The organism is Marinibacterium sp. SX1, assembly GCF_050389775.1.
GTDB lineage: Bacteria > Pseudomonadota > Alphaproteobacteria > Rhodobacterales > Rhodobacteraceae > Marinibacterium.
Genome location: NZ_CP177144.1, coordinates 2,045,244 through 2,068,900 on the forward strand (window position 1 = coordinate 2,045,244; position 23,657 = coordinate 2,068,900).

Here is a 23,657-nt window from a genome sequence, read left to right on the forward strand (position 1 = left end):
CCGGAAAATCCCAGCTTCCCGGACGTCAGTTGCACATGCGAGGCCGAAGATGAAAAAGCCGAAATGGGTCGTGGAAAAGGAACAGGCCAAAAAGGCCGCCCGGGCGGAGACCGTATGGCTGTTTGGCCTGCATGCGGTGCGCGACGCGCTGGTCAATCCGCGGCGCGAGAAACTGCGCCTGATCGTGACGCCGAATGCCCAGGCCAAGCTGGCCGAGGCGATTGCCGAAGCGGGGATGGAGCCCGAGCTGGCCGACCCGCGCAAGTTCACCGCGCCGATTGATCCGGCCTCGGTGCACCAGGGCGCGGCGCTGGAGGTCAAGCCGCTGGATTGGGGGCAATTGGTCGATGTCTGCATCGGCGAGACATCCAACCCCCGGGTGCTGCTGCTGGACCGGGTGACCGATCCGCACAATGTCGGCGCGATCCTGCGGTCGGCCGAGGTGCTGGGCGCCAGCGCTGTGATCGCCCCGCGCCACCATTCCGCGCCCGAGACCGGCGCCCTGGCCAAGACGGCCAGCGGAGCGCTGGAGCGTCAGCCCTACCTGCGGGTGCGCAACCTGGCCGATGCGATCGTCGAGCTGAAGAACATGGGCTACCTGACGCTGGGCCTGGACGGCGAAGGCGAGGTGACGCTGGAAGAGGCGCTTGAGGGGCATCGCGACCGGCCGGTGGCGCTGGTGCTGGGGGCCGAGGGGCCGGGCCTGCGCGAGCGCACCCGCGAGACGGTGGATCGGCTGGTGCGGATCGATGCGGCGGGGGGATTCGGCTCGCTCAACGTGTCGAACGCGGCGGCCATCGCGCTTTATGCCAGCCAGAGGGGCTGAGCGGCGGGCAGGGCGGTGATGCACCCCTGTGTGCCGGGGCAGCCGGTTGGGCGTCCTGTGGGCACGGAGGCGTGAACGGCCTTGCAACACCGCTCACATCTGCGTTGCCGGGCTTGGCGGAACGGGGACGGTCGGCCAGTTTAGGGGGGTGTTCAACGATCGAGAGAATCCCTGTCCCATGGATCGCCGCCAGTTCCTTGTTTCCGGTTTGGCCACGGGTCTGGCCGCCGGCCTGACCTCGGGCCTGACCCTTGCGGCGGGCCCGGCCCGGGCGGGCGGGGCGATGTTCTGTTCCACCGGGGGCGTGGCCATCGGGGGCTATGACAGTGTCAGCTATTTCGCCGGGGAAGGCCCGCGCAAGGGCCGGCGCGACATCGGGCTGATGTGGAAAGGGGCGGTCTGGTACTTTGCCACCGCCGCCCATCGCGACATGTTCGAATCGAATCCCTGGGCGCTGGCCCCGCGATACGGGGCCTATTGCGCCTTTGCCATGTCGCAGGGGCGCCTGGCCAAGGGGGATCCGCGGTCCTGGATGCTGGCCGGCGGGCGGTTGTACCTGACCGTCGATCCCCAGGCGCTGGTGGCCTGGGAGGCCGACATGGACCGCAACGTGACCCTGGCCAATGGCAATTGGCCGGGCATCCTGCGCCGGCAGGGCAGCTGAGTCTGGGGGCGGCTTCAGATCACATGAACGAGAGCAAGCCTTCACCGTTCAGATAAATCGCTTATGTCACTCTCAGGACACGGTTCGGAACCACCGTGATCCACTTCACTGTCCCTCGTTCCGACACTGGCGCCCAGGCCGATCCTGGGCGCTTTTTTCTTGCCCGGTCATTTTTCCCGATTTGCCTGACCATCGGGCGACCGATGGCCCGCCGATCTGCGCGACGGCCGCCCTTGGCGGCCATTGGCGGGGCGGACCGGGCCGGATAGGGTCGGCCCATGGCTGAATACGATGATTCCTTCCTCAAAGACATCCTGACACGCAGCAAGGTGATTGCCATGGTCGGCCTGTCGCCCGACCCGCTGCGGGCCAGCTATTTCGTCGGGCGCTACCTGTCGTTGCGCGGCTACCGGGTGATTCCGGTCAATCCGCGGGCGGTCGGCCAGGTGCTGTTCGGCGAGCCGGTCGTGGGGTCGCTGGCCGAGGCCGGACCGGGGGTCGACATGGTCGACATCTTCCGCCGGTCCGAGGCCGTGCCGGGCATTGTCGACGAGGCGATCGAGGTGCTGCCCGACCTGCGCACGATCTGGATGCAGATCGGGGTGGAGCACGAAGGCGCGGCGGGGGTGGCCCGGGCGGCGGGGATCGACGTGGTGCAGGATCGCTGCCCCAAGATCGAACACCAGAGGCTCTTTGGCGAGCTGCGCAAGGCGGGCTTTGCCACCGGGGTGATTTCGTCGAAGCTGTGAACGGCAGGGCGCCGGGCCTCGCGGGCCGAGAAAATGTGTCCACATGTTCTGGTGCGGCGGACAGCGTCCGATCAGACCGCCGCGGCGGTTCAGCGGCTGGCCTTCTCCGCGATGCCGCTCAGCCCCTGTCGCCGGGCCAGTTCGTCCATCACGTCGGAAAGGGCCACGTCGCGGGCGGCCAGCATGACCAGCAGGTGATAGAGCACGTCCGCCGCTTCCGAGGTCAGCCGTTCGCGATCACCCTTCACCGCTTCGATGATGGCTTCGACGGCCTCTTCGCCGAATTTCTCGGCGCATTTCTCGGGGCCCTTCGACAGGAGCTTGGCAGTCCAGCTGCTGTCGGGATCGGCCTGGCGGCGGTCCTCGATCGTGGCAAAGAGGGTGTCGAGCACGTTCATGCCGGCCTCACGGGAATGCCGGCGGCGGCCATGTGAGCCTTGGCCTGGCCGATGGTGAAGGTGCCGAAATGGAAGATCGAGGCGGCCAGCACGGCGCTGGCATGGCCTTCGGTCACGCCTTCGACCAGGTGGTCCAGCGTGCCGACCCCGCCCGAGGCAATGACCGGGATGCGGACGGTGTCGGAAATCGTGCGGGTCAGGGGCAGGTTGAAGCCCGACTTGGTGCCATCGCGGTCCATCGAGGTCAGCAGGATCTCGCCGGCGCCCTTGGCGGCCATGGTGGTGGCGAATTCGACGGCATCGATGCCCGTGGGGCGGCGGCCGCCATGGGTGAAGATCTCCCATCTGCCGGGGGCCACGGTCTTGGCGTCGATGGCCACGACGATGCACTGGCTGCCAAAGAGGTCGGCGGCCTCGGCCACGACATCGGGGTTGGCCACGGCGGCCGAGTTGAAGCTGACCTTGTCGGCCCCGGCGAGCAGCAGCTTGCGCACGTCGTCGCGGCTGCGCACGCCGCCGCCGACGGTGAGCGGGATGTAACATTGCTCGGCCGTGCGGGTGACGACATCGTACATCGTGCCGCGGTTTTCGTGGGTGGCATGGATGTCGAGAAAGCAGATCTCGTCGGCGCCGGCGGCATCATAGGCCCGGGCGCTTTCGACGGGGTCGCCGGCATCGATGAGGTCGACGAAATTGACGCCCTTGACCACGCGGCCGTCGGCGACATCGAGACAGGGGATCACGCGGGTCTTGAGCATGGGCGCGTTATAGAGGGTTGGCCCGGCCGGGCAAGTGGCAGTCGCCGGGGCTGTGCGTTTTGGGCTGTGCGTTTTGGCCTGGAGACGTGCGGGGCTGGTTGGGGTGGAGGCGAGTACCGGAATCGAACCGGTGTACACGGATTTGCAATCCGCTGCGTCACCACTCCGCCAACTCGCCGCCGGTAGGTCCCAGGACGGGCGCGGGGCCCGCCTGTGGTGACAGTGACGCAGTACATGCCCCGTTTCGCGGGGCACTGCAAGGGCTTCCGCTCTACTTCTGGCCCGAAATCTTGACCGTGTAGCTGGCCGTGCGGCCGTTCGGCGGAGCAGGGAAGGGCGCGGCCCGGCGGATCTGGGCCACGGCGATCTGGTCCAGCTTGCCCGACCCCGAACTGCGCGCCACGCTGACGCCGGCCAGCTGGCCCGACGGCGCGATGGTCAGCGACACCAGCGTTGCCCCGGGGATGTTGACCCGGCCGCGCTTGGCCCGGGCGATCCGCCGGAAGACCTTGCCGCGGTAATTCGACATCGCCGCGTTGCCGGCCTCGGAACTGTTGGAATTGGACGTGGCCGTCCGGGCTGCCGTGCCCTGGCCGCCGGTCTCGGCGCCCTTGCGGGCGTTGCGGTCGGCATTGTTGCCCTGGGGCGCCGCGGCCGTCTTGGGCTTGGGCGGAGTCTCACGCGGGGGTTCGGGCCGGGCCTGTTGACGCGGTTCCGGCTCGGGCGGGCGGATGCTGTCGGGCCGGTTCGGCGGCTTGCGCGAGATCAGGGGCGCGGTGCTGTCGGGCTCCGCATTCTCGGGCGTGACATTGGGCGTGGGCGTCAGGGCCGCGGTGGCCACCGGCGGGGTAGGGGAGACCGGCTCGGCCGGGGCGGCCTCCTGCGGGGGGGTGTCCTGCGGCTCGGTCGGGGTGGGGGCCAGCGGCAGGGCGGTCTGTTGCGGGGCCTCGGCCGGGGCGGTGGCCGTTGTCGCGGGCTGCGACGGCATCACGGCCAGGCCGGGCGTCGGCGCGGTGGTCACGACCTCGGCCGGGGCGGCATCGGCCGGCGCGGCAGGTTCGCTGGGCACGGGCATCTGCGGCGCGGCGGGGGCCTGGGCCAGCGGCGGTGTCTCGGTCGGCGTGGTCTCGGCCGGCGGGGCAGGGGTCTCGGTGACCTGGGTGGGCTCTGTCCGGGCGGTTTCGGGCGGAGGCGTCTCGGCCGTTTCCGTCGGTGGGGTTTCGGCCGTCTCCTGCGGCGGTTCCGGCGGGGTCGTCTCGGGCTCGGCCTCGGGGGTGATGTCGTCGGGCGTGACCGGCTCGTCGCGGCCGGCCACGAGGTCTTCGAAGGAACTGCCCAGGGCGGCCGAAGCGCCGCCGGCGCCGCCTTCCATCTGGATCTCGTCGCGGGGTTCGTTGCGCACGAGGGCGGTGGCATGGGCCGCCACGGCCAGCAGCACGGCCAGGCAGCCGGCCATGCGTGACCGGGGAATGCGCCGGCGCGCGGGGCCGGGCGCCGGGGTCGGCGCGGGGGTGTCGCCCGTCACGGGCGGGCGCGGGGCGGTGGACGGCGCGGTCATTGCAGCCCCCTTTCCGAGACCAGCAGGATGCGTTCGGCCCCGCCGCGGCGCAGCTCGTCGGAGATTTCGATCAGCTGCACGGCGGGCAGGTCGCGGTCGGGCACGATGCGCACGACCGACCGGTCGTCATCGGGCAGCCGTTCCATGAAGGCGCTGGCCGAGGTCAGCTCGACCCCGCGCAGCCACAGCCGGCCGTCGGCATGGACGACCAGCGTGTCGGGCGGGGCGCGGCCGTCGAGGTCTTCGGCCTTGATCAGCGACAGGTCGGGGTCCAGCGGCGGGGCGAGCGTGCCGGCGATCATGAAGAACACGAGCATCAGGAAAACCACGTTGATCAGGGCGATCGTGGGTTCCTTGGGGCGGGCAAGGCTGGGGGCGATTTTCATCTCAGCACCACGGGGGTCAGCCCGGGCAGGCCCCGGGCGAGGGTCAGCACGTCGACCAGCTGTTGCGAGCTGGTCTCGGCGGCCAGGCTGATGAGCAGCAGGCGCGGGTCGCTGCCTTCGGGCGCTTCCAGCCGGGCGGGCAGGTCTTCGGGCGTGACGGGCGTGCCGTTCAGCATCAGCCCGGCGGGCCGCAGGGTCAGGAACAGCCGTTCGGCCTGGCTGGCCTCGGGGCCGGGCGTGCCCTGGCCGCCCGAGATCAGCTCGATCTCGCCGTACTTGGTGAACGTCGAGGTCAGCATGAAGAACAGCAGAAGCAGGAAGATGACGTCGATCAACGACGTCATCGACAGGCGTGACCTGGGGCGGGGAGCGGTCTTAAGTGCCATGGGCACGCAGCCGGGCGGTGCCTTCGGGGGTGCCCGCTTCGGGGGCAAAGACCACCCGCAGGGCGCGGTTGGCAAAGACCCGGTCCCGGCGCATGCGCGCTTCGAACCAGTTGAGGATGAGCGAGGTCGGCATGGCCACGGCCAGGCCGGCGGCGGTGGTCAGCAGGGCGACCCAGATGCCGCCGGCCAGCAGCGAGGGGTCGACCGACGTGCCGGCGTTCTGCAGGGCGCGGAAGGCATCGATCATGCCCAGGACGGTGCCGAAGAGGCCCAGCAGCGGGGCCAGCTGGGAAATGATGTCCAGCGCCGACAGCCCGCGTTCAAGCCGGGCAAAGCGGTCTTCGGCCTCGGCATCGGCGCGCTCGGCGCGAAAGCTCTCGGGATCGCCGCAGGCCTGGCGGATCACCGGGGCCAGGTAGCTGCGGCTCTGGTCGATCAGCATGGCCGCGCGGGCGCGATCGCCCAGGTCCCAGGCATCGACAGCCTGGGCCAGGACCTTGTGGCGGCCGACGCCGGCGGCGCGGAACTGCCAGATCTTGTAGAGCACGAGGCTGGCCGTGACGACCGAGGTGGCCAGCAGCACGGCGACCACCGGGCCGCCGAGGTCATAGACGGCAACCAGCGCGTCCTGAAGGCGTTGGACGAGGTTCATCCGATCAGCTCCGTCTTGGTGCGCGTGCTCAGGTCCAGCCCGTCGATGCAGGCGCCGGCATCGCCGCCTTCACAGGTCTGGGCGCCGTTGATCAGCACGCGGGAAATGTCGTCGCAGGCCAGTCCTTCGAATTGGAACTGGCGCACGCGGGGACGGCCCATGGGCAGGTCCTGGAAGTCGAGAAGGGTCATGAGCGCGACCTGTCCCTCGCGCCCGAAGAGCACCATCTCGTAGACTGCCTGGGCGATGTCGCCCCCGGTGCCGTTCTGGACCAGAAAGCTCATCCGGCAGGCGCTGCCGACATCGTCGGCGGCGCTGAGCTCGATGGCAAGGAAGGGGGCCTCGGCCGCTTCCTGGTCAGACGATTGGCCCTGGGCGGCAAGCGGGAACATGCCCGCCGCGCAGAGCGCGATCACGTGGCTGAATTTCGTGGCTGGCGTGAAGTTCATGTCTTGGGTCCCTTGGTCGATCGGGTTGGATCAGGCTGGTTCAGGTCGCTTGGCGCGGATCAGAAGGTCTTGGCCAGCGACACCTTGAAGTTCCGGCCCGGTGCGGGGCGGGTCGACAGGTAGGGCGTGTATTCGTGGTCGAAGATGTTCTCGACGCTCACGCGCACTTCGGTGTCTTCCCAGATCCCGCCGCCCTGCGGCCGGTAGGTCGTGCGCAGGTTGTTGACCCCAAAGCCCGGGGTGTGGTCGCCGGCCGAGGTGGTCACACCCTGGTTGCCGACCAGTTCCCAGCTGACGTCGAAGGCCTCGCCGAACCGCTTGCCCAGGGTGATCCGGGCGCTGTCGGCCGGGGCGTTGCGCCAGCGGCTTTCGACACCGGTGTCCGAGATCTCGTTGCCGTCCACCAGGTTGGCGTTGAAATCGACATAGACGCCGCTGAGATGGGCATAGGAGGCTTCCAGCTCGATGCCTTCCATCTCGATGTTGCCGACCGAGCTGTAGGACGTCACGTCCCAGATGCGGGTCTGGTAGACATTGACCTTGGCCCGCACCGCGTCGCCTTCGGAGAACAGCGAGCCGCGGGCATAGGACACGCCGCCTTCATAGGTCGTCGCCTTCTCGGGCTGGGTCATGTAGAACGGCGTGCCGAGGTCGTCGAGGATCGGCAGGCTTTCGGTATAGGCCACCGAGCCGAAGACCGCGAAGCCGCTGGCGAATTCATAGCGCAGCGACAGCCCGCCCATCAGCGCGTCATTGTTCGACGTCGTGTCGAGATAGGTGCCCGACCCTTCGATGTGCTGGGTTTCATAGCGCACCGCCGGGGTGACCGTCAGGCCGCCGAACTGCATGTCGTCCACGGCAAAGATCGCGAAACGGTCATCGGTGCCGCCGGGGGCCGAGCTGGCTTCCAGCCGGTCCTTGCGGATCAGCTCGATGCCCGCGCGCAGGTCGTGGCTGACCGCGCCGGTGCTGAAATAGGCCACGTTCTTCAGGGTCAGCTTGGTGGTTTCGTAACGCTGGTCCGCGTTCACCACGTCATAGCCGCCGATCGGCGCATAGGGCGAGCTGCCCTCGACATATTCCTGGTCGATGGTCTGGTCGGAATAGGTCAGGTTGGCCGAAAAGTTGATCAGGTCGTTGCCGATGGGGTTGTATTCGTATTTCAGCCCGGCCACCCGCGTGTGGATGTCGCGGTCGACATTGCCAAAGGCCCCGCCGGTCGTGCCGAAGCTGTCATAGGGCACGTCCTTTTCCGACGAATAGCTGTCGTTGTAGGAGGCCGTGATCGAATGTTCGAGATCGTCGCCGAAGCTGTACTTGCCCTTGATCAGGTAGGAAGGCAGGCGGAAGGCCGAGTTGTTGATCTCGTTGCCGGCACCGTCTTCCTGGTTGTTCTGGTCGCGCAGGGTGTAGTTCAGCAGGAACTCGGCCTGTTCGGTGGGCTGCCAGGCCAGGGTCGACGAGGTCACGAAGCCTTCGCCGTTGGACGAGCCTTCCAGCACCTGGCGGAAGCGGAAGCCGACCTCGCCGCCGGTGTAATCCGACGCGTCCTTGGTTTCCAGCTGGACCACGCCGCCGATCACGCCCGAGCCGTATTCGAACGAACCGATGGTGCCGCGGTTGACCGACACTTCCTTGTAGAGCTGCGGATCGGTGAACAGCTGGTTGCCGATGCGGTACAGCTCTTCGGCCCCGGTCGTCGCGCCGTCGATCAGCACCAGGACCTTCTGGTCGGTGCCATAGGTCGAGTTCGAGCCGAAGCCGCGGATGTTGATGCCCGAGCCCTGGGGCGTCGAGCCGTTGACCAGGGTCACGCCGGGGACCGAATCGATCAGCTCGGCCACGGTGCCGGCCTGCCGGTCGTTGATCTCTTCCTGGTTGATCGTCGTCAGGGCTTCGGCGGTCTGGGTCTGGACCTCGCGCTTGGAGGTGCCCAGCTGGATCTCGCCGAGGTAATCGTCATCCTGGGGGATGATCTCCTCGACATCTGAATCGGTGCCCGTGGCCACAAAGACGTCCTCGGCCTCCTGGGCGAGAACTTGGCCGTTGAAGGCGGTCAGGGCCAGGACGGAGGCCGTTCCCGTCAGGAGTGATCGGAGCGCTTTGCCACGCATGAGTGTTCCTTCATGTCAGATCTTGTGACCGGAAGGCTTGCGCATCTCTGGCTGGCACGGGTCAGTATGGATTGGGTTTTTTGCCGGATCCCCACCGGCTTATGGCTTGAGATCCCTAATTTAGGTGACTAAAACAGTCAACAAACAAGTTGCACGGCAACATGGCAAGCCAACGCGTTCCCGGACCACGTGATTATCCGGTGCGCTCAGCCAGTCATCTCACCCACCTCAACAACGTCCCGAGGCACAGATGACCGATACCCAAATCCTAACCGCAGAAGAGATTCGCGCCCAGTCCGCGGCGATCACGAACATGCGCGCCCGCGAGAAGGCGGAACACCTGGGCCTGACCGAAGGCCAGCTGGTCGCGGCGGGCGTAGGCCATGGCACGACGCGCATCGATGCCCATCCCGACCGGATCATGCCGGCCCTGACCGCCCTGGGTGAGGTCATGGCCCTGACGCGCAACGACAGCTGCGTCATCGAGAAGGTCGGCGTCTATGACAACTTCCGCTCCGGGCCCCATGCCTCGATGATTCTCAACGGCGAGATCGACACGCGGATGTTCCCGTCGCACTGGGTCTCGGCCTTTGCCGTGGAAACGCCCACCGAGGATGGCGGGATGCGCCGGTCGGTCCAGGTCTTCGATGCCGCCGGCGATGCGGTGCACAAGGTGCACATGCGCGAAGGCTCCAGCCTCGAAGGCTGGGCCACGCTGGTCGAGACGCTGAAGACCGAAGAGCAGCCGGACCTGCTTGAGGTCGCCCCGCGCGAGCCCAAGGAAGCGCCCAAGTCGAACCCCGACAAGCTGGACATCCTGCGCAGCGAATGGGCCAAGATGACCGACACCCACCAGTTCCTGCGGCTGACGTCCAAGCTGCGGATGAACCGGCTGGGCGCCTATCGCATCGCCGGCGCGCCGATGGCCCGGCGCATCACCACCGATTCGGTGGCCCAGGCCTTCGAGGCGGTCTCGGCCGCGGGGATCGAGGTCATGGTCTTCGTGGGCAACCGCGGCTGCATCGAGATCCACGGCGGGCGTTGCGACACGCTCAAGGTCATGGGGCCCTGGTTCAACGTGCTGGACCCCGGGTTCAATCTGCACCTGCGGGCCGATCACATCGCCGAGGTCTGGGCCGTGACCAAGCCGACCCAGCGCGGCGATGCCGTGTCGATCGAGGCTTTCGACGCCGAGGGCGGGCTGATCACCCAGATCTTCGGGCGCAAGACCGAAGAGAACGACAGCCGCCCGGCCTGGAACGACATTGTCGCCGGCCTGCCGTCGCTCGAAGCCGAGGAGGCCGCCTGATGCGCCGTTTTGCCTTTGCCCTGGGCCTGGCCGCCGGCCTGGCCGGTCCGGCCGTGGCCGCCGATACCCGCGCCGAGAGCATCGTGTCGATCGGCGGGGCGATCACCGAGGTGATCTATGCCCTGGGTCAGCAGGACCGCATCGTCGCCCGCGACACCACGTCCACCTATCCGGCCGAGGTCACCGACCTGCCCGACGTGGGCTATGCCCGGGCGCTGTCGCCCGAAGGCGTGCTGTCGGTGAAACCCGACATGATCATCGCCTCCGACAGCTCGGGCCCGCCCGAAACCATCGAGGTGCTGGAAGAGGCGGGCATTCCCTTCATCCGCGTGCCCGAGGTCTATACGGCCGAGGGCGTGACCGACAAGATCATGATCGTGGGCAAGGCCCTGGGCGAAGAGGCCGCGGCCCGGGCCCTGGCCGATGACGTCGCCACGCGCCTGGCCGCGGCCATGCGCCCGGTGACCGAGGATTCGCCCGGTGTGCTGTTCATCATCTCGGCCGCCGACGGCCGGATCATGGCAGCGGGGCAGGGCAGCTCGGCCGATGGCATCATCGCCATGGCCGGCGGGCGCAATGTCATGACCGACATCACCGGCTACAAGCAGGTCTCGGACGAGGCGGTGGCCACGGCCAACCCCGATGTCATCCTGATGATGGACCGGGTGGGCGACCACGGGCTGACCGATGACGCGCTCTTTGCCATGCCGGCCATTGCCACCACGTCGGCGGCGGAAACGCGCAGCGTGATCCGCATGGACGGCATGCTGATGCTGGGCTTCGGCCCGCGCGTGGCCGAGGCCGTCGAGGCCCTGAGCGCGGCGCTGCACGAATGAGCCTCGCCGACGGCCTTGCCCCGCCCGCCGTGGCCCCGGCCCGCGACCGGGTCCAGACCGCCCGGCGGCTGAGCCTGGTGCTGGCCCTGCTGCTGGTCGTGGTCTCGGTGGCCTCGCTGTCGTCGGGGGCCACGGGCACGGCGCTCTGGCCCGCGCTCAAGGCGCTGGCCACGGGGCAGGAGCTGTCGGCACTCGACCGCATCGTGCTGGTCGACATTCGTCTGCCGAGGCTGATCCTCGGCCTGCTCGTCGGCGCGGCCCTGGCCGTGTCCGGCGCGCTGATGCAGGGGCTGTTCCGCAACCCGCTGGCCGATCCCGGCATCGTGGGCGTCAGCGCCGGCGCCGGGCTGGGCGCCATCCTGGCCATCGTGCTGGGCGGGCTGCTGCCCCTGGCCCTGCGCGAAACGCTGGGGTCCTACCTGATTTCCATCGCGGCCTTTGTCGGCGGCTGGATCTCGACCATCCTTCTCTATCGCGTGGCCACACATGGCGGCCGCACCTCGGTGGCCACCATGCTGCTGGCCGGCATCGCCCTGGCCGCGCTGGTGGGGGCCTTTTCCGGCGTGCTGGTCTACATGGCCGACGATGCCCAGCTGCGCGACCTGACGTTCTGGGGGCTGGGCTCGCTGGCCGGGGCGACCTGGACCAAGGTGGCCGCCGCCGCGCCGATCATCCTGCTGGCCCTGGCCGTCGCGCCGTCGCTGGGGCGCGGGCTGAACGGGCTGGCGCTTGGCGAGGCCACGGCCATGCACCTGGGCATTTCGGTCCAGCATGTGAAACGCGTGGCCATCCTGGTCGTGGCCGCCGCGACCGGCGCGGCCGTGGCCGTGTCGGGGGGCATCGGGTTCATCGGCATCGTCGTGCCGCATCTCTTGCGCCTGGCCACCGGGCCGGACCACCGCGCGCTGCTGCCCAATGCCGCCCTGCTGGGCGCGACCCTGCTGGTCGGGGCCGACATGATCAGCCGGTCCATCGTGGCCCCGGCCGAGCTGCCCATCGGCATCGTCACCGCCGTGATCGGCGCGCCGGTCTTCCTGGCCATCCTGCTGAAACGCCGCAACACGCTGGGGCTGTGAGACCATGATCGGCAAGAACATCCGCGTCACCCTGGGCCGCCGCGAAATCCTGCACGGGCTCGATTTCGAGGCCCGCGACGGCCGGGTCACCGCCATCGTCGGGCCCAACGGTTCGGGCAAGTCGACCCTGCTGAAGGCCATGACCGGCGAGATCCCGGCCACCGGGGACATGTCGCTGAACGGCCGCGACATCGACGCCATGCAACCCTGGGAACTAGCCTCGGTCCGGGCGGTGCAGTCGCAGAGCACGACCGTGGCCTTTCCCTTCACGGTGATCGAGGTCGTCCGCCTGGGTCATTCCGCAGGCCCCTGGGCGGCCGAGCCGGGCATTCCCGAGGCCGCCCTGTCGCGGCTGGGGCTGGATGGCTATGCCCACCGCTATTACCACGAATTGTCCGGCGGCGAGCAGCAGCGCGCCCAGCTGGCCCGCGTGCTGGCCCAGGTCTGGCACCCGGTGCAGGCTTTCCAGCCGTCCTGGGTCTTTCTCGACGAGCCGGTGTCCAGCCTGGATATCGGCCACCAGTTCGTCGTGATGGACCTGCTGGCCGATTATGCCCGCCAGGGGGGCGGGGTCATCACGGTGATGCATGATCTCAACCTTACGGCCATCTATGCCGATCATGTCGTGCTGATGAAGGACGGCCAGGTTCTGGCCCGGGGCACCCCGGCCGAGGTGCTGACCGACGAGCGCCTGAGCCAGGCCTATGACCATCCGCTGCGCGTCAACCGCCCCGCGCCCTCGGGCGTGCCCTACCTGCTGCCCCAGGCCTGCCGCGACGCCTCGTGACGGGGCCGGTCGCGGCGGCCAGCCGGGGGTGAGGGGCGCGCAAGCCCGGCCACATGCGGTGCAAGCCCGGCTGCACGGGGCGCAAATCACGCCTTGTCCGTCCCGGGCTGAACTGCCCGGGGATCGGGCGGCGTCAATGATCTCTCAACTTCGGGACGTTATGCCCGGGGCCGGGGGCACCGCCGCCCGTTGCCCGTGCCCGAGCGATATGCGACAAGCCGGGAATACGTCGCCAACGACAAGAGCCAGGCCATGACAGATTTCGAAGCCCGCCGCCGCACGATGGTCGATACCCAGGTCCGTCCCGCCGATGTGACCCGTTTCCCGATCATCGACGCCATGCTGACCGTCCCGCGCGAGGATTTCGTGCCCGACGCCTATCGCGAAACGGCCTATGTGGGCGAACATGTCCCGATCTCGCCGGGCCGCGTGGTGCTGGAACCGCGCCTGCTGGGCAAGATCCTGGATGCGCTGGACCTGACCGGCGAGGACCTCGTGCTGGATATCGGCTCTGCCTATGGCTACTCGGCCGCCGTCATCGCCCATATCGCCCAGGCCGTCATTGCCGTCGAAGGTGATGAAACCCTGGCCGCCGAGTCGATGCCGCTGCTGAGCGAGGCCGGGGCCGACAACGTGATCGTCGAGGAAGGCGCGATGACCGAAGGCGCGGCCGAACACGGGCCCTATGACGTCATCATCATCGAAGGCGGGGTCGAAACCATGCCCGCGGCGCTGATCGACCAGCTCAAGGAAGGCGGGCGCATGGCCGCGGTCTTCTGCGAAGGCGCGCTTGGCACCCTGCGCGTCGGTCACAAGCACAATGGCAAGATGACATGGCGCGACGAGTTCAACGCCCATGTGCCCGTCATGCCCGGTTTTGCCCGCGAATCCGCCTTCACGTTGTAATTCCGCACCAGACGCCGACGACATGCCCGCCGTCACGCTTGCGTGATACAGAAACTGTACCGACTGGTTTAGGCTTTGCGCCAAAACACGTCAAAGACGTTGCGAAAAGGCGAGTTGGGCATGTCAAGATTTCTGAACCGTATCCGCAGCGGCGGGGCCGCGATCATAGTGGCCTGCGTGGTGGGCCAGGCGCCCGCCCGGGCCGAAGTGCTGTCCGACGCCATGGCCAGCGCCTATGTCAACAGCGGCCTGCTTGAGCAGAACCGCGCCCTGCTGCGGGCCGCCGACGAAGACGTGGCCATCGCCCTGGCCGCCCTGCGCCCGGTGATCAGCTGGTCGGCCGATTACAATCGCAACTGGGTCGACCGCAACCAGGGCTTTGGCCGGGTCGGGGTCAACACCGACACCGGGTCGGCGGCCATCAGCGGCACCCAGCTGCTGTATGATGCCGGCGCCTCGCGGATGAGCATCCAGGCCGCCCAGCAGACCGTCCTGGCCTCGCGCGAGACCCTGCGCTCGATCGAGCAGACCGTGCTCTTCAACGCCGTCCAGGCCTATATGAACCTGGTGCGGGCCAATGAATTCCTGCGCCTGGCCCAGAACAACCGCCGCGTCCTCGAAGAGGAACTGCGGGCCTCGCGCGACCGGTTCGAAGTTGGCGAGGTGACGCGCACCGACGTGGCCCTCTCGGAATCGCGGCTGGCCAATGCCGACAGCAACGTGGCCATCGCCCGCGGGGACGTGGTTTCGGCCCAGGCGATCTTTGTCCAGGTCGTCGGCCGTCCGGCGGGCAACCTGTCGTCCACGCCGTCGATCCCCGGCAAGCCCGCGTCGATCGATCAGGCCCAGGCCATCGCCGTGCAGAACCATCCCGACATCGCCTCGCTGCAAAAGCAGATCTCGGCCGCCGACATCACGGTCAACGTGGCACGGGCCAGCCTGAAGCCGACCGTCAGCCTGGGGCTGAGCGCGGGGATCAACAATACCTTCGACAACGAGGTCTATTCCGACACGGTCACGGCTTCGGTCGGTGTCAGCCAGCGCATCTACCAGGGCGGCGCGCTGACCGCCCAGGTGCGCCGGTCGATCGCCTCGCGCGATGCCCTGCGGGGCAACCTGCTGACCACCCAGCGGTCGGTCGAACAGGAAGTCGCGGCGTCTTATGTCGAGCTGGAAGTCGCCCGGGCGACGATCACCTCGACCCAGGAACGGGTGCGCGCGGCGCAGGTCGCCTTTGACGGCATCCGCGAAGAGGCCCGGCTGGGCTCGCGCACGACGCTGGACGTGCTGACCGCCGAGCAGGAGCTGCTGGATGCCGAGGCCGCGCTGATCTCGGCCCAGGCCGATCGCTACGTGGCGGCCTATCGGCTGGTCGCGGCCCAGGGCCTGCTCAGCGCCGAACGGCTGGGGCTGAACGTGCCGCTCTACGACGTGTCGGCCTATTACAATGCGGTCAAGTCGGGGCCGAGCCTGTACAGCAAGCAGGGCCAGGAACTGGACCGCGTGCTGCGCGCCATCGGGAAAGAGTGACAATTTTCCCTTTCTGTTGTGTGACGATTTGGGACGGGTTATCCTTTCTCTCGGGGCAGAACGGTAGCAGTGAATGACAGATCCGGTCACGAATGTAGAGATCGAGGATGTGCTGTCCTCGATCAGGCGGCTGGTTTCCGAAGAATCGCGCAAGCCTCTTGTGGCCGGGTCGGCCAAGGCGCCGGAGTCGCAGGATGATTCCACGGCGCGGACCGACAAGGCCGGAGGGCTGGCCGAGACCGGGACCAGGGACAAGCTGCAGGACCGGCTGGTCCTGACGCCGGCCCTGCGCGTGACCGATCCGGTGACGCCGCCGGCCGAGGCGGAAACGCCGATTGCAGCGGAAACGTCGTTTGAAGCGGAAACGCCGGATGAGGGCGCGGCCGAAGCGCCGGCTGATCCGCTGGCCCGGGATACGGCCGGGGAAGATGCGCCTTTCGCCGGTGATGACGAAGTGACGGCCGGCGATGACGAGCCCACGACCGACGAGGAAACCGTCAACCGGCCCAACCCGGCAATGTCCTACGACCTGTCGATGCAGGAGCGCATGGCCGATACGCCGGAGGCCCCCGAGGCCCCCGAGGCCCTGCCGCTGAGGGCCTACGAACTGACCCCTCGTGAGCGCATGCCCGAGAGGGAGACCCGGGACGACGCGGATACCGTACGTGATTCCGCGCCCATCGTCCTGCATCCCGCGCCGCTGCGTTTGGATGCCGCCGAGGCTCCCGCGCCGCAACGCCCTGAGGCCGCGTCCGATGCGGTGGATACGGCGCCTGAAGTGGCGGATGCCGACCGAGCGCGTGCCGAAGAGCTGAATGTCGAAGAGCTGATCGCCGAGGAATTTCCTGCCGACGGAGCAGCCGCCGACACAGCGGTTTCGGATGATGTTCCGACCGAAGACCTCTCGATTGACGAAGCGCTGGCCGGCGAAATGCTGGTTGACGATGGCCTGGCTGGCGTCCCCCCGGGCGACGAAGCTCAGGCCGATGCCCCCCCGGCCGATGGCGACCTGACCGATAACGACCTGACCGACGAGGCGGCTGCCGACGCGGCCATGGCCTCGGCCGAACGGCTGGCTGCCGAAGAGGAAGAGCTGGATCGCTATTGCCGCCTGGCCGGTGACGATGAGCCCGACGAGGACGATTGGGCCGGGTCCGGCTTGCCGTCCCCGACCGGGGACGTCGCGCAGCCCACGGACGCCGCCACGGCCGAGGTCCTGGGCCCGCAGGAGCCGCGCCATGTCACGCCCAGCCGGGTGACCCGCGAGGAACGCGGCCCGGCACCGTCGCAGCTTTACACGCCCTTCGCCGCATCCGTGGCCCGGCCCGACCCCACCGCTGAAACGGCGGACAGCGGGGCAGGGGCCGAACCGATGGTCCTGCGCCCGGACCTGCCCGATCCTTCGGCCGAATTGGTCAGCGATGCGGCGCTTGCAAACGCGCCCGACATGTCGGCCGATGACCTGCCCGATGCCGAGCCGGGCGCCGAAAGCTGGACCCCGGCCGAGGCCCGCGCCTTTGTAGTGGCCGCCTCCAGCGAAGCCTCTGCGACCACCGACACCGAGGCCGATGTGCCCACCGCCGGTGCTCCGGCGATGCAGGGCGCCCCCCTGGCCCCGGACGAAACCGATGCCCTTCTGGCCAGCGCCGCCGATGCGATCGACGCGCTGCAGGCCAAGATCGCCGCGCTTGAGGCCCAGCTGGCCGCCGGTCAGCCCGCGCCGATGCCGGCCGCGGTGGATGACACCGAAGACGAACCCGAACTGCCCGAAAGCAACGTGACCCAGGGCCATTGGCAGCCCCGGGCGGACGAGGTCAGCGACGAAGAGGCTGCGGCCGAGGCGGCGGACGCCCTGCGCGAGGCACAGGCGGCCAATGCCGACATCTTTGGCACCGAAGAGGCTGTGCTGGACGAGGACAGCCTGCGGGAGCTGGTGATCGACATGGTGCGCGAGGAATTGCAGGGCGCCCTCGGCGAGCGGATCACCCGCAACGTGCGCAAGCTGGTCCGGCGCGAGATCCATCGCGCCCTGGCCGCCCAGGACCTGGATTGATCCTCGGGGCAGGGGCTGTTGCAGGCCCTGCCATTTGGCCCGGTCACCCGGTCATAACCGACCAACGTACATCACGCGCAGACCGATGGGCTGCGGCGGATATCCTGCCGCTTTGATATGGCGAATGGCCCCGCAACGGGCGGATGGTTCGGATGATGTCAGGAAGCGCCCCGCAACGGGCGGATGGTCCGGTTGATGTCAGGAAACGCCCCGCAAAGGGCGGATGGTCCGGTTGATGTAGGGAATGGCCCGGCAAGGGCCCGCTGGTCCGGCGTCTGCCGTCCACCCGGCGCATTCCGCAAACCCATCGTGTCCCCGGCCATCGCCGGATCACGCTTCACCCGCGCGACATAATCGCCCTTGATCCCGCCCAAGGCAGATCGCCCGGTTCAGGTCATGGCAGGGCATTCGCGACGTCACGTCACAAATGGGGCGTGAAAAACGAACGACGCGCCCGAATGGGGCGCGTCGTTCGTTTTGGTCCGTTCGGATCAGGCCGCCTGGGCCTGGGCCTCTGCGGCATGGCGGCGTTCGCTTTCCTCGCGGGACAATGCGACCGAGGTCCGCACACCCTTTGACACGAACTCCATCAACCCCGAGACAACCCGTTCGTTGGGGTCGATCCCGGCGCAGGTCAGAACTTCACGACCATCGCGCGAGCGCGCCCAACGGGCAATCTGCTCGGGGCCATTGCCATATTTCTTGTCGTCGGCAATGGCGTCGTCCAAGGCAGCAAGCACCACTGCCGCGAACAATTTTCGGGCACGGTTGCCTTGCTCGTTGTTAAAGGCCGTGCCGTCAACGAAATCTCTCATCTCGTTTTCCTTGTTTTTCTTGCTCTTGTGTTTTCGGCGTGGCGCCCCTTATGACGAATGCGGACCGATTCGGATACCGCCTTTTCGCATACCTTCCATGCAAGCCGTGCATAACTTGTTTCGACCACCAGATGGGACGCCGGTTGGTTTCGTCGCCTTGTCACACCGTTGCACCGGAGATATAGGGGGCCGAAACAGGCCATCAACCGTTCATAAAGGTTTTATGTCATGCCGAAGATCAATGGCAACGAGATCAGGCCGGGCAACGTTCTGGAGCACAACGGCGGGCTCTGGGCCGCCGTCAAGGTCGACCACGTCAAGCCCGGCAAGGGCGGCGCCTTCGCCCAGGTCGAGCTGCGCAACCTGCGCAACGGCTCCAAGCTGAACGAACGCTTCCGCTCCGCCGACAAGGTCGAACGTGTCCGTCTGGAACAGAAGGACCAGCAGTTCCTCTACGAGAATGACGGCATGCTCGTCTTCATGGACGCCGAGACCTACGACCAGATCGAGCTGCCCGCCGATCTGCTGGGCGAACGCCGGCCCTTCCTGCAGGACGGCATGACCATCGTCGTGGAATTCTACGACGCCGAGGCGCTCAACGCGACGCTGCCGCAAAAGGTCACCTGCAAGGTCGTCGAGACCGAGCCGGTCGTCAAAGGCCAGACCGCGGCCAACAGCTTCAAGCCGGCCGTGCTGGACAATGGCGTCAAGGTCATGGTCCCGCCCTTCGTGGGCCAGGACGAGGACATCATCGTCAACACCGAGACGATGGAATACGCCGAACGCGCCTGAACGGGCCCGGGTCCAATGGGACCCAGGCCGGGGCAGGGTGGGCCACCTCCGGCCCGCGCCGCGCTCCTGCTTCTTTCTCTTTGAAAATATCCGGCATGACGGTCACGCCCCACGGGACGTGGCCGTTTCCTTGTCCGGTCGCGGCAGGGCCACGTCGCGGAGCAATTCGAACTTTACCCGGGTCGCGCTGATCAGCCGGTAGAAGGCGATCATGAAGCTCGTCGGCCCCTGCAGCCGCGCCAGCCCCATTGTCGCGGCCACCACGGTGCCCACGTCGGTCGTGCCGTTCAGAACGGCCCAGCCGCCGAGCAGCAGCACCCCCACCGTGCCTGCGCCGTTGATCAGGCTCAGCACGAACTTGGTCGACAGCTTCCACAGGAACATCTGCCGGCGCGTGTCGTAGATCTCGTCGAAGCCCCGCAGCACCTCGGCGCTTTCGCGGGCCAGGTCGGTGTCGACGATGTCGCGCGTGGCCCGGCGCAGCACCCGCACGCGCTCGGCCACGAAACGGTTGACCACCCGCTGGGTCGTCAGCACCAGGATCACCTGCGGCGCCACGATCATCAGGGCGATCAGGCCCAGCACCGGCTGGGCCGTGGCGATGTACCCCACGACCGACACCATCGTGCCGATCTGCACGACCGGCTCGGAAAAGGCGCTGCCGGCGAACTTGCCCAGCTCCTCGGCTTCGGCCGACACCATCGTCGTCACCGTGCCCGCGCCCAGCTCATGCGCCGGCCCGCCGCCCACGGCATCGCCATAGATGCGCCGGCGCAACCGCCGGATCACGTCTTCGCCCAGCAGGTTCGACAGGAACCCCAGCGCCCATTTCAGCCCGAGGCTCAGCACGATCACCCCCAGCATCTCGGCGCAGAGCCGGATCAGCACCTGCTGCGAGATCTGGTCGTCGGTCAGCTCGTTGATGATGTCCTTCTGGTAGGACAAGGGCACCGCGGCCAGCGCCGCGATGGCCACCGACAGCAGGATCAGAATCACTTGCCGCCGCCCGCTCACCCGCCAGATCGCGGCATACATGTCCCACATCGGGCGCCCTCCCGGTCCGGTTTCACCCCGTTTCTCCCCGGATTCCTGCCCCTTGCCGGCCGCAAGGGCAAGATCACCGCCCTGCAAACGGCCCCGGCCCGCTGCCGAAAGGTGACAGGCGGGGGCGGGCTCGTGTAGCGTTCAAGGATCGCCGTTTGCGAAGTTGATACGAGGTGACCATGGTGCCTGTCCGTTTCACCCTCCTGTGCCTGTCCCTGGTGATGGGCCTGTGCATCGGCCTGGTCCCGGCGGGCCCGGCCATGGCCAAGCGGCTGGCCCTGGTGGTCGGCATCGACGGCTATCGCAACGTTCCGGTCCTGCAAAAGGCGCGCAACGATGCCCGGGCGGTGGGCCAGGCGCTGCAGGCCTCGGGTTTTGACGTGCTCAGCGGCATCGACGTCTCGCGCCGCGACTTCTTCATCCTGCTCAACGATTTCTACAACCGGGTCAGCCCGGGGGACGAGGTGGTCTTTTTCTTCGCCGGGCACGGCGTGCTGCTTGATGGCCGCAACCGCCTGCTGCCCGCCGACGTGCCCGTCGTGTCGCCGGGCAACGAGACCCTGCTGGCCTATGAAAGCCTGGCCGCCGACGAGATCCTCGACGAGATCCAGCGGCGCGGTGCGCGCGTCAGCTTTCTGATCCTGGATGCCTGCCGCAACAATCCCTTCCCGCAATCGGGTCAGCGCAGCGTCGGCGGGGCCCGGGGCCTGGGCCGGATGGATGCCCCCGAAGGCGCCTTCATCCTCTATTCCGCCGGCACCGGCCAGACCGCGCTGGACCGGCTGTCGAATGCGGACAGCGATCCCAATTCGGTCTTTACCCGCGCGCTCCTGCCTTTGATGTCCGAACCGGGCCTGGGCCTGCATGACATCGCCCGCCAGGTCCGCAACGAGGTGCGCGCCATGGCCCGCAGCGTGAACCATGACCAGTTCCCGGCCTATTACGACCAGCTGTCGGGGGATTTCTTCGTGCGCCAGCCGGCCGATCGCGGGGCCTTTACCATCAGCACCGCGCCCGCCACGGCCGACGCCCCGCCGCAGATCCCCGAGACCCAGGCCGTGCCGCCCGTGGGCGACCCCTGTTCCGGGGCGGTCGGCCATTGGGAGGTGATCGCATCGAGCAGCAGCGCATCGGTCTTCGAACTCTACATCGAACGTTACAAGGCCTGCCCGATGTTCGTGGCCCTGGCCACCGAACGGATCGAACAGCTGAAGGGCCCCTCAACGCCCACCAATGAGGCGCCGGCTCTGCCGGACACGACCATGGCCGCCGCGTCATCGTCGGGCGCGCTGCCATCCGTCGGGGTTGGCGTGGGTGTCGCCGCGGGGGCCATCGCCCCGGCTCAACCGGCCCCGGGCACGTCGCCCGTCCGGCCGGCCGCCGTGCCGGCCCCGGTCGTCACGCCGGTGCCCCAGGTCACCCCCAGCCCGGTGCCCTCGGGGGATGTCTGTTTCGATCTCTGGTACCAGCGTAACGCGATCTTCCACGATTACGGCTATTGCTTTCAGACCGACAAGGCCAAGCAGTATTTCGACGTGTCGTCCTGCAAGACCCGCTCGCCCAATCTCAACGCCTTCGACCTGACCCGGGTCGAGACCATCCGCGCCCGCGAAAGGGCCTCGGGATGTTAGGCTATCTCGTGCGCGGGGCGCTGTTGCTGGGGCTGGCGGCCCCGGTCGCGGCCTCGGAGTGTACCGCCCGCGATTTCCTGGCCATGCCCCTGCCGCCGACCGAAGGCCGCCCGGCGGTGTCGGTCGCGCTTGAAACGGCCTATCCCGGGCTCTTTGTCGACGACGGCCAGGCCAGCGTCTACATGCCCGACGGGGCGACCGTGTTGCCCCTGGGCGATATGACCGGCCGGCCGCCGGCCCGGCTGCTGGAAACGCCGACAATCGTTGAACAATTTGCCTATCCCTATCCGCTGGCCTTCGATCTCGACGCCCGCCGCACGCCCTGGGTCGATCCCGGCCGCCCGCGCAACCCGGACTTCTTCGAGGCGCTCTATTTCTCGGCCCAGGCCGAGGCCGCCCGGTCGCTGCGAACGGTGACCTATGCGCCGACGGGCACGCGGTTCTACCTGACCGACAAGACCTGCGCGGCGACCCAGCTGGACGCGGCCCTGCAGGCCATTGCGGCGCAGGGCGTCGATTACGGCCGGTTCTTCCAATCGGTGGGAGGCAGTTTCAACTGGCGCCGGATCTCGGGCACCACACGGCTCAGCGCCCACAGCTTCGGCATCGCGCTCGACCTGAATGCCGAGCTTGGCGGCTATTGGCGCTGGTCGGGGGCCACGGCCGGGCAGGTCGGGGCCTATGACAACCAGATCCCCGAGGGCATCGTGTCGGCGCTGGAACGCCATGGCTTTGTCTGGGGCGGCAAGTGGCACCATTTCGACGGCATGCATTTCGAATACCGCCCCGAGCTGATCCTGCATGCCCGGTTGACCCGCGCCCCGCAGGGCTGAGGCTTGTGTCACAGGGCTGTACCGTGGCCTTGAGGAATAAGCCGTGGTCCGAAGGGGCGGGCTTCACCCCGTGGCGCTGACTGGTGTGACCCGTGCCTCGCATGACGGGGCCAAGCCCCGAGGCACTGAGCCGAAACCCGTAGGGTAGAGCCATGTCCCACAGGACTGGCTCACACCGCCCAGTTTTGACGCCTTGCCCCGAAGGCTCGCCTCTTGTCCCGCAAGTCCGGCCCATGCCCGGAAAACCGGCCCATTCGAGGCAGGCCCTCGCGCCGTCCCCGTCAGGCTTGCTCCATCGTCACGCCCGCCGCGCCGGCCTGCATGCCGGGCTGGACGCGGTCGAAGCGCAGGTAGGCAATGCCCTGTCCGCCGGCCGAGGAAAACAGCGTGCCCACGGGCTTGTCTCCCGCCCGGATCTCGGTGCCCGGCTCGGCCTGGCCGTCGACCTGCACGGTGGCCAGCCCCTTGCGCAGCTCGGTCTTGTGCTTCATCCGCGCGGTGACCTCCTGGCCGACGTAACAGCCCTTGCGGAAATCCACCCCGTTCAGCCGTTCGAACCCGGCCTCCAGGATGTAGCTGTCGGGCGTCAGCTCGATCCCAGTCTCGGGGATGCAATGGGCCACGCGCAGGGCGGTCCAGTCGCTGCCGTCATCGGCCTCGGGCGCTTCGGTATAGGCCCGCCAGCCCAGGGCGGGGTGGCGCGGATCGGCCAGGGCGCCGTCGGGTGCCGGGCCGGTGCCCCGCTGCACCTGCAGCCCGCTGTCACCGATGGTCACGTCGGCGCGCAGCTTGTACATGGCCAGCCGCCTGGCCAGCCCGTCGGCCAGCGGTTCGGCCACGTCCAGCAGGATGTCGTCGCCGGCCCGGGCCAGGAAGAAATCGGCCAGGTACTTGCCCTGGGGCGTCAGGATGGCGGCATAGACCAGCCCGTCATCCAGCCGGCGAATGTCATTGGTCACCAGGCCCTGCAGGAAATCCGCCGCATCGCGGCCCCCGATCCTGAGGATGCGTCTGCTCGCCATCTGTCTCTCCTTTGTTGGTCGTGGACGGCCCGGGGCCGGTCCATGGCGCCGGGGCGGGGCTGTCCATGGGGCACCACCCGGGC

Annotated in this window: 24 protein-coding genes and 1 tRNA gene; 13 read left to right on the forward strand and 12 right to left on the reverse strand. The window is 68.1% G+C overall.

The features are described 5' to 3' along the window. Positions 1 to 49 precede the first annotated feature (49 nt). The 3 genes from rlmB to ACK3BB_RS09045 all read left to right on the forward strand — a co-directional run bounded on the left by rlmB (position 50) and on the right by ACK3BB_RS09045 (position 2,239). A complete protein-coding gene (gene rlmB / locus ACK3BB_RS09035) occupies positions 50 to 826 on the forward strand; it encodes a 23S rRNA (guanosine(2251)-2'-O)-methyltransferase RlmB (protein ID WP_428928390.1) in 777 nt (258 codons plus the stop codon). Positions 827 to 1,004: 178 nt separating this feature from the next. Further along, on the forward strand, positions 1,005 to 1,490 hold the full coding sequence (locus ACK3BB_RS09040; RefSeq protein ID WP_428928391.1) for a YHS domain-containing (seleno)protein: 486 nt from the start codon (positions 1,005 to 1,007) through the stop codon (positions 1,488 to 1,490). A gap of 278 nt (positions 1,491 to 1,768) precedes the next feature. After that, positions 1,769 to 2,239, forward strand: coding sequence for a CoA-binding protein (locus ACK3BB_RS09045; RefSeq protein ID WP_428928392.1), 471 nt, complete (start codon positions 1,769 to 1,771; stop codon positions 2,237 to 2,239). Positions 2,240 to 2,328: 89 nt separating this feature from the next. Here ACK3BB_RS09045 and ACK3BB_RS09050 read toward each other — a convergent pair whose 3' ends face one another. The 9 genes from ACK3BB_RS09050 to ACK3BB_RS09090 all read right to left on the reverse strand — a co-directional run bounded on the left by ACK3BB_RS09050 (position 2,329) and on the right by ACK3BB_RS09090 (position 8,940). Beyond that, entirely contained in the window at positions 2,329 to 2,637 is a 309-nt protein-coding gene (locus ACK3BB_RS09050) for a phosphoribosyl-ATP diphosphatase (RefSeq protein ID WP_428928393.1), read from the reverse strand. After that, positions 2,634 to 3,395, reverse strand: a complete 762-nt coding sequence (gene hisF, locus ACK3BB_RS09055; RefSeq protein WP_428928394.1) for an imidazole glycerol phosphate synthase subunit HisF — start codon at positions 3,393 to 3,395, stop codon at positions 2,634 to 2,636. Before hisF ends, ACK3BB_RS09050 begins: the two co-directional genes overlap by 4 nt. Positions 3,396 to 3,499: 104 nt before the next feature. Beyond that, positions 3,500 to 3,573, reverse strand: a tRNA-Cys gene (locus ACK3BB_RS09060). 93 nt (positions 3,574 to 3,666) lie between these two features. Next, positions 3,667 to 4,953, reverse strand: a complete 1,287-nt coding sequence (locus ACK3BB_RS09065; protein ID WP_428928395.1) for a TonB family protein — start codon at positions 4,951 to 4,953, stop codon at positions 3,667 to 3,669. Next, positions 4,950 to 5,339 (reverse strand): ExbD/TolR family protein, encoded by a 390-nt coding sequence (locus ACK3BB_RS09070; RefSeq protein ID WP_428928396.1) that lies wholly within the window; start codon positions 5,337 to 5,339, stop codon positions 4,950 to 4,952. Before ACK3BB_RS09070 ends, ACK3BB_RS09065 begins: the two co-directional genes overlap by 4 nt. Continuing rightward, a complete protein-coding gene (locus ACK3BB_RS09075; RefSeq protein ID WP_428928397.1) occupies positions 5,336 to 5,725 on the reverse strand; it encodes an ExbD/TolR family protein in 390 nt (129 codons plus the stop codon). Before ACK3BB_RS09075 ends, ACK3BB_RS09070 begins: the two co-directional genes overlap by 4 nt. Then, positions 5,715 to 6,377: a MotA/TolQ/ExbB proton channel family protein gene (locus ACK3BB_RS09080; protein WP_428928398.1), complete on the reverse strand. Its 663-nt coding sequence runs from the start codon at positions 6,375 to 6,377 to the stop codon at positions 5,715 to 5,717. The genes ACK3BB_RS09075 and ACK3BB_RS09080 overlap by 11 nt, the downstream gene beginning before the upstream one ends. Continuing rightward, the gene (locus tag ACK3BB_RS09085) at positions 6,374 to 6,826 is read right to left on the reverse strand and encodes a hypothetical protein (protein WP_428928399.1); all 453 of its coding nucleotides are present in this window, start codon (positions 6,824 to 6,826) and stop codon (positions 6,374 to 6,376) included. Before ACK3BB_RS09085 ends, ACK3BB_RS09080 begins: the two co-directional genes overlap by 4 nt. Before the next feature lie 59 nt (positions 6,827 to 6,885). After that, the gene (locus ACK3BB_RS09090; protein WP_428928400.1) at positions 6,886 to 8,940 is read right to left on the reverse strand and encodes a TonB-dependent receptor plug domain-containing protein; all 2,055 of its coding nucleotides are present in this window, start codon (positions 8,938 to 8,940) and stop codon (positions 6,886 to 6,888) included. Positions 8,941 to 9,190: 250 nt separating this feature from the next. On the opposite strand from ACK3BB_RS09090, the gene ACK3BB_RS09095 reads away from it, so the two are divergent. The 7 genes from ACK3BB_RS09095 (at position 9,191) to ACK3BB_RS09125 (ending at position 17,437) form a co-directional block, all read left to right on the forward strand. Further along, positions 9,191 to 10,249 carry a hemin-degrading factor gene (locus tag ACK3BB_RS09095; protein WP_428928401.1) on the forward strand — a complete coding sequence of 353 codons (1,059 nt, stop codon included), beginning with the start codon at positions 9,191 to 9,193 and terminating at the stop codon, positions 10,247 to 10,249. Next, entirely contained in the window at positions 10,249 to 11,085 is an 837-nt protein-coding gene (locus ACK3BB_RS09100) for a heme/hemin ABC transporter substrate-binding protein (protein ID WP_428928402.1), read from the forward strand. Before ACK3BB_RS09095 ends, ACK3BB_RS09100 begins: the two co-directional genes overlap by 1 nt. Beyond that, a complete protein-coding gene (locus ACK3BB_RS09105; RefSeq protein WP_428928403.1) occupies positions 11,082 to 12,161 on the forward strand; it encodes a FecCD family ABC transporter permease in 1,080 nt (359 codons plus the stop codon). The genes ACK3BB_RS09100 and ACK3BB_RS09105 overlap by 4 nt, the downstream gene beginning before the upstream one ends. 4 nt (positions 12,162 to 12,165) lie before the next feature. Further along, positions 12,166 to 12,948, forward strand: coding sequence for a heme ABC transporter ATP-binding protein (locus ACK3BB_RS09110; protein ID WP_428928404.1), 783 nt, complete (start codon positions 12,166 to 12,168; stop codon positions 12,946 to 12,948). A 252-nt stretch (positions 12,949 to 13,200) separates the two neighbouring features. Then, positions 13,201 to 13,854: a protein-L-isoaspartate O-methyltransferase family protein gene (locus ACK3BB_RS09115; protein WP_428928405.1), complete on the forward strand. Its 654-nt coding sequence runs from the start codon at positions 13,201 to 13,203 to the stop codon at positions 13,852 to 13,854. A gap of 120 nt (positions 13,855 to 13,974) precedes the next feature. Further along, positions 13,975 to 15,384: a TolC family outer membrane protein gene (locus tag ACK3BB_RS09120; RefSeq protein WP_428928406.1), complete on the forward strand. Its 1,410-nt coding sequence runs from the start codon at positions 13,975 to 13,977 to the stop codon at positions 15,382 to 15,384. Positions 15,385 to 15,457: 73 nt separating this feature from the next. Beyond that, entirely contained in the window at positions 15,458 to 17,437 is a 1,980-nt protein-coding gene (locus tag ACK3BB_RS09125) for a hypothetical protein (protein WP_428928407.1), read from the forward strand. A gap of 491 nt (positions 17,438 to 17,928) precedes the next feature. Here the strand turns inward: ACK3BB_RS09125 and ACK3BB_RS09130 are convergent, their stop codons facing one another. Continuing rightward, a complete protein-coding gene (locus ACK3BB_RS09130; protein WP_111774146.1) occupies positions 17,929 to 18,252 on the reverse strand; it encodes a DUF6280 family protein in 324 nt (107 codons plus the stop codon). Between the two features lie 228 nt (positions 18,253 to 18,480). On the opposite strand from ACK3BB_RS09130, the gene efp reads away from it, so the two are divergent. Further along, on the forward strand, positions 18,481 to 19,044 hold the full coding sequence (gene efp / locus ACK3BB_RS09135) for an elongation factor P (protein WP_428928408.1): 564 nt from the start codon (positions 18,481 to 18,483) through the stop codon (positions 19,042 to 19,044). A gap of 102 nt (positions 19,045 to 19,146) precedes the next feature. On the opposite strand, the gene ACK3BB_RS09140 is transcribed toward efp, so the two are convergent. Further along, positions 19,147 to 20,088 (reverse strand): ABC transporter transmembrane domain-containing protein, encoded by a 942-nt coding sequence (locus tag ACK3BB_RS09140; RefSeq protein WP_428928409.1) that lies wholly within the window; start codon positions 20,086 to 20,088, stop codon positions 19,147 to 19,149. A 179-nt stretch (positions 20,089 to 20,267) separates the two neighbouring features. Between ACK3BB_RS09140 and ACK3BB_RS09145 the strand changes: the two genes are divergently transcribed. Next, positions 20,268 to 21,719 carry a caspase family protein gene (locus tag ACK3BB_RS09145; RefSeq protein WP_428928410.1) on the forward strand — a complete coding sequence of 484 codons (1,452 nt, stop codon included), beginning with the start codon at positions 20,268 to 20,270 and terminating at the stop codon, positions 21,717 to 21,719. Beyond that, a complete protein-coding gene (locus ACK3BB_RS09150) occupies positions 21,713 to 22,552 on the forward strand; it encodes a M15 family metallopeptidase (RefSeq protein ID WP_428928411.1) in 840 nt (279 codons plus the stop codon). The genes ACK3BB_RS09145 and ACK3BB_RS09150 overlap by 7 nt, the downstream gene beginning before the upstream one ends. A 281-nt stretch (positions 22,553 to 22,833) precedes the next feature. On the opposite strand, the gene ACK3BB_RS09155 is transcribed toward ACK3BB_RS09150, so the two are convergent. Further along, positions 22,834 to 23,574, reverse strand: a complete 741-nt coding sequence (locus tag ACK3BB_RS09155; protein ID WP_428928412.1) for a YgfZ/GcvT domain-containing protein — start codon at positions 23,572 to 23,574, stop codon at positions 22,834 to 22,836. Positions 23,575 to 23,657: the final 83 nt, after the last annotated feature.

What these genes read in the sequence shown, in the direction of transcription:
- rlmB (WP_428928390.1), top strand. Translation starts at nt 50, where the DNA reads ATGAAAAAGCCGAAATGGGTCGTGGAAAAGGAACAGGCCAAAAAGGCC.
- ACK3BB_RS09040 (WP_428928391.1), top strand. Translation starts at nt 1,005, where the DNA reads ATGGATCGCCGCCAGTTCCTTGTTTCCGGTTTGGCCACGGGTCTGGCC.
- ACK3BB_RS09045 (WP_428928392.1), top strand. Translation starts at nt 1,769, where the DNA reads ATGGCTGAATACGATGATTCCTTCCTCAAAGACATCCTGACACGCAGC.
- ACK3BB_RS09050 (WP_428928393.1), bottom strand. Translation starts at nt 2,637, where the DNA reads ATGAACGTGCTCGACACCCTCTTTGCCACGATCGAGGACCGCCGCCAG.
- hisF (WP_428928394.1), bottom strand. Translation starts at nt 3,395, where the DNA reads ATGCTCAAGACCCGCGTGATCCCCTGTCTCGATGTCGCCGACGGCCGC.
- ACK3BB_RS09065 (WP_428928395.1), bottom strand. Translation starts at nt 4,953, where the DNA reads ATGACCGCGCCGTCCACCGCCCCGCGCCCGCCCGTGACGGGCGACACC.
- ACK3BB_RS09070 (WP_428928396.1), bottom strand. Translation starts at nt 5,339, where the DNA reads ATGAAAATCGCCCCCAGCCTTGCCCGCCCCAAGGAACCCACGATCGCC.
- ACK3BB_RS09075 (WP_428928397.1), bottom strand. Translation starts at nt 5,725, where the DNA reads ATGGCACTTAAGACCGCTCCCCGCCCCAGGTCACGCCTGTCGATGACG.
- ACK3BB_RS09080 (WP_428928398.1), bottom strand. Translation starts at nt 6,377, where the DNA reads ATGAACCTCGTCCAACGCCTTCAGGACGCGCTGGTTGCCGTCTATGAC.
- ACK3BB_RS09085 (WP_428928399.1), bottom strand. Translation starts at nt 6,826, where the DNA reads ATGAACTTCACGCCAGCCACGAAATTCAGCCACGTGATCGCGCTCTGC.
- ACK3BB_RS09090 (WP_428928400.1), bottom strand. Translation starts at nt 8,940, where the DNA reads ATGCGTGGCAAAGCGCTCCGATCACTCCTGACGGGAACGGCCTCCGTC.
- ACK3BB_RS09095 (WP_428928401.1), top strand. Translation starts at nt 9,191, where the DNA reads ATGACCGATACCCAAATCCTAACCGCAGAAGAGATTCGCGCCCAGTCC.
- ACK3BB_RS09100 (WP_428928402.1), top strand. Translation starts at nt 10,249, where the DNA reads ATGCGCCGTTTTGCCTTTGCCCTGGGCCTGGCCGCCGGCCTGGCCGGT.
- ACK3BB_RS09105 (WP_428928403.1), top strand. Translation starts at nt 11,082, where the DNA reads ATGAGCCTCGCCGACGGCCTTGCCCCGCCCGCCGTGGCCCCGGCCCGC.
- ACK3BB_RS09110 (WP_428928404.1), top strand. Translation starts at nt 12,166, where the DNA reads ATGATCGGCAAGAACATCCGCGTCACCCTGGGCCGCCGCGAAATCCTG.
- ACK3BB_RS09115 (WP_428928405.1), top strand. Translation starts at nt 13,201, where the DNA reads ATGACAGATTTCGAAGCCCGCCGCCGCACGATGGTCGATACCCAGGTC.
- ACK3BB_RS09120 (WP_428928406.1), top strand. Translation starts at nt 13,975, where the DNA reads ATGTCAAGATTTCTGAACCGTATCCGCAGCGGCGGGGCCGCGATCATA.
- ACK3BB_RS09125 (WP_428928407.1), top strand. Translation starts at nt 15,458, where the DNA reads ATGACAGATCCGGTCACGAATGTAGAGATCGAGGATGTGCTGTCCTCG.
- ACK3BB_RS09130 (WP_111774146.1), bottom strand. Translation starts at nt 18,252, where the DNA reads ATGAGAGATTTCGTTGACGGCACGGCCTTTAACAACGAGCAAGGCAAC.
- efp (WP_428928408.1), top strand. Translation starts at nt 18,481, where the DNA reads ATGCCGAAGATCAATGGCAACGAGATCAGGCCGGGCAACGTTCTGGAG.
- ACK3BB_RS09140 (WP_428928409.1), bottom strand. Translation starts at nt 20,088, where the DNA reads ATGTGGGACATGTATGCCGCGATCTGGCGGGTGAGCGGGCGGCGGCAA.
- ACK3BB_RS09145 (WP_428928410.1), top strand. Translation starts at nt 20,268, where the DNA reads ATGGTGCCTGTCCGTTTCACCCTCCTGTGCCTGTCCCTGGTGATGGGC.
- ACK3BB_RS09150 (WP_428928411.1), top strand. Translation starts at nt 21,713, where the DNA reads ATGTTAGGCTATCTCGTGCGCGGGGCGCTGTTGCTGGGGCTGGCGGCC.
- ACK3BB_RS09155 (WP_428928412.1), bottom strand. Translation starts at nt 23,574, where the DNA reads ATGGCGAGCAGACGCATCCTCAGGATCGGGGGCCGCGATGCGGCGGAT.